We start from the raw sequence: 2,478 nt of genomic DNA, 5'->3' as shown, positions 1-2,478 counted from the left end.
GATCGTGGCCTGAGGTCGGCTCAGTTTTGGCTTCAAGACTGACGGCCCAGTAAGGCCGTTTTTACACGGCCAAGACCCAAAGCAGACCTCACGAGTGCCCGCCGTCAAGGACTGCTTGTGACCGTACAGCGGACGCCTGGTACCGCCGGCTACGGAGCTTCAACGTATCGGATGATGCTCTGGTTCTGGACGTTCGCGACCAATTCATCCGTGCGGGACAAAAGCCGACGCAGCAAGGGCGACGGATTTGCCTGATTGTATCCCAAGGCCAAATCGACCGTTGGAGTGCCGCCCTCGAGCGCTCTGGCGACGACGTTCGGTGCAAGCATATTCTGCGCATAGAGCGGGACGAGGCTTATTCCGCCCGTGGAGGCGACGAGCGACATGGCCGATGATATATTTTCGCCTTCATACTTCGGCTTGAGGGTAATGCCCACCCGGGATGCGTAGTTGTGTATGACATCCTGCAAGACCGGCGATGTTCTTGCCGAGCTGACATAGATCTCGCGGGCGAGATCCTGCGGACGAATCTTCTTCCGTGATGCTAGGCGGTGTTCGGTCGGCAGCACGGCAATCAAGGGCTCCTTCGCCAATATCTTGAAGACGACGCCCTCGTTGTCCTTCTCGGGACGAAGGAAAGCGATGTCCAATTTTCCTCGCACCAACGCGAGCGCCAGTTCTGGTGACGACTGCGTGCTGAGCGTGACTTCGACATCGGGGGCTTCCTCGCGGAGGATGCGCAGCAGCTGGGGGAGCCACATCACCTCCAGCCCGACGAGAAAGCCCATCGAGAGTACGGGCCTTTGCGGTTGCGCCGTCTGCCGGGCCCCTTCCGTTGCGGCCTCGACTTGCAGCAACGCCAGGCGCGCATGATCGAGAAATACGCGTCCGGCGGCGGTCAGCGCTACGCCGCGCGCCTGGCGCTCCAATAGCTGAACGCCGACTTCGGCTTCCAGATCGCGAATTTGCCGGCTCAGCGACGGCTGGGAGGTGTTCAGTCGCCGCTCGGCGGCGTTCAGCAGGCTGCCTTCTTCAGCGACGGCAACGAAATAGCGCAGGTGCCGGAGCTCCATGATCCCTCGTATATCTTCCAGGCATAGCTTGAAGCCTACAAGGTCTTGGTCAGGAGCCAAAGAGGGATTTACCGTTTCGCAGTCTTCAACCAAGAAAAAAAGGACAACGAACAACGCTTTGCCGAAGGCTCGATCGTCTTCAAAAAAGTGATCTCAGCACTCCAGGCCGGTAGGCACGGCGTGATCGCAATTCAGTACGGCCTCAACAATTCTGCAGTGAGGCGCGGCCGCTGAACATCGGGTCTTTTGGAAAGCCAGGAGCCGCGATCTGTGGCCTGATCAGCTTTTGGGCGCGTTTGCCTTTCTTAGACCCCGTCCACAAACCTTTCAATAAATTCAATGGAGCTCTCGATGCCCACGATCACCACGACAGATGGCGTAAGTATCTTCTACAAGGATTGGGGATCAGGTCAGCCAATCGTTTTCAGCCACGGTTGGCCGCTGACAGCGGACGACTGGGATGCCCAAATGACATTCTTCCTTCGTCACGGCTACCGCGTGATCGCCCACGACCGGCGCGGCCACGGCCGATCCGACCAGCCCAGCAATGGCAACGACATGGACCACTGGGTTGCCGACCTCGCGGCCCTGACAGAACACCTCAACTTGCGCGACGCGATCCACATCGGCCACTCTACAGGTGGCGGCGAGGTGGCTCGCTATGTCGCTCGCCACCAGGAGCGCGTCGCGAAGGCGGCGCTGGTCGCTTCACTGACGCCGAACATGTACCGGAGCGAGGGCAACCCATCCGGTCAGCCGCCGGAGTGGTTCGAAGCGATTCGGGCGGGCGTGCTGGGCAACCGGTCGGAGTTCTACCGTTTCGTCCCTGAGAATCCGTTCTACGGCTACAACCGAGATGGGGCAAAGCCTTCCGAGGCGGTCATTGCGAACTGGTGGCGCCAAGGGATGGCCGGCGGCGCCCTCGCTCATTACGCAACCGTCGACTCCTGGCTTGAAGATTACACCGAAGACCTCAAGAAGATCACCGTGCCGGTGCTCGTGATGCATGGCGAGGCTGATCAAGTCGTCCCGTTCGCAAGTTCAGTGCCGCGTGCGGTCGAGCTGCTTAAGAACGGGTCGCTGAAGACCTATCCCGGCTACCCCCATGGCATGCTAACCACGCATGCGGATGTCCTCAACCCCGATCTGCTCTCGTTCATCAGGTCTTGACGACATCTCTCATCCATCATCGTTTCCCGCGCGAAGGAGATGCCGCTTGCAAGGCGGCCTCTCCTTCCAGTTCAGGAGACGGTAGGCGACAGCCGCTTTTGGCCGATTTTGTTGCAAAAGTCGGCTGTAACCGACGGATGTCTTTCGGCCATTCGGTCAGGCCGACCGGCTTTGATCCGCCGCCCCTAACGCTCTCAACGCAACTCCTACGCTACGCAATGCGCAAAGCATGAGC

Annotated in this window: 2 protein-coding genes; one reads left to right on the top strand and one right to left on the bottom strand. The window is 59.7% G+C overall.

Features of this window, described 5'->3' with window-relative positions:
* Positions 1-149: 149 nt before the first annotated feature.
* A complete protein-coding gene (locus tag JQ627_RS38835; protein WP_212489591.1) occupies positions 150-1,073 on the bottom strand; it encodes a LysR substrate-binding domain-containing protein in 924 nt (307 codons plus the stop codon).
* Between the two features lie 351 nt (positions 1,074-1,424).
* Here JQ627_RS38835 and JQ627_RS38830 point away from each other — a divergent pair, with 351 nt between their 5' ends.
* The gene (locus JQ627_RS38830) at positions 1,425-2,243 is read left to right on the top strand and encodes an alpha/beta fold hydrolase (protein WP_212489590.1); all 819 of its coding nucleotides are present in this window, start codon (positions 1,425-1,427) and stop codon (positions 2,241-2,243) included.
* Positions 2,244-2,478 lie beyond the last annotated feature (235 nt).

The organism is Bradyrhizobium liaoningense (assembly GCF_018130785.1).
GTDB lineage: Bacteria > Pseudomonadota > Alphaproteobacteria > Rhizobiales > Xanthobacteraceae > Bradyrhizobium > Bradyrhizobium liaoningense_A.
Note: the sequence above shows the minus strand (reverse complement) of the source record. Positions and strands in the feature narration are given on the sequence as shown.

Excerpts from the sequence above, each read along its gene's own strand:
- JQ627_RS38835 (WP_212489591.1), bottom strand. The coding sequence starts at position 1,073 with ATGGAGCTCCGGCACCTGCGCTATTTCGTTGCCGTCGCTGAAGAAGGC.
- JQ627_RS38830 (WP_212489590.1), top strand. The coding sequence starts at position 1,425 with ATGCCCACGATCACCACGACAGATGGCGTAAGTATCTTCTACAAGGAT.